Origin of the sequence: Acidithiobacillus sp. (assembly GCF_049965315.1) — a bacterium.
GTDB lineage: Bacteria > Pseudomonadota > Gammaproteobacteria > Acidithiobacillales > Acidithiobacillaceae > Acidithiobacillus_B.
The window spans coordinates 1-505 of sequence record NZ_JBMFWL010000077.1 but is presented as its reverse complement, the minus strand read 5'-3'; the positions used below and the strand labels follow the sequence as shown (position 1 = coordinate 505).

Below are 505 nucleotides of genomic sequence, written 5' to 3'. Positions count from 1 at the left end.
TCCCGTGGCGCTGGTGGTGTCGATCTTCTCGGTGAGGCTTTCGAAGCCGACGCCCCGGCTTTCCAGTTCCCCGACGATGCGCACCAGATCCGGCAGGCTGCGGCCCAAGCGATCCAGCCGCCAGACCACCAGGGCATCCCCCGGCCGCAGGGCCCGCAGGCACTGGTTCAAGGCAGGCCGATCGGCCTGCTTACCGCTGATCTTCTCCTCGTAGATGTCCCGGCATCCGGCCGCATGGAGGGCGTCCCGCTGCAGGTCGAGATGCTGGTCGTCGGTGGAGACCCGGGCGTAGCCGATTTTGGACGTGGAGGGCATTTGTTTGCTCATCAAGATAGCGACATAGATAAGTATATGGGTTCATGGACACTTTAGACCCAAAGAAAACCCCCGGAAAGTCTGATTTGCCGGGGGTCATCCCTTGGGACGAAGCGCTGGCCTGGCTCCATCGCCGCCGGGGCCTGCTGGACGGAGTGGTGTTCAGCGGCGGGGAACCCACCGCCCAGGA

1 protein-coding gene is annotated in these 505 nt (G+C 64.0%); it reads right to left on the bottom strand.

The window, feature by feature from the left end; translation table 11 throughout:
• The coding region (locus tag ACP5MM_RS09865; RefSeq protein ID WP_427934542.1) for a recombinase family protein at window positions 1-315 on the bottom strand (315 nt) is incomplete at its 3' end.
• Window positions 316-505: the final 190 nt, after the last annotated feature.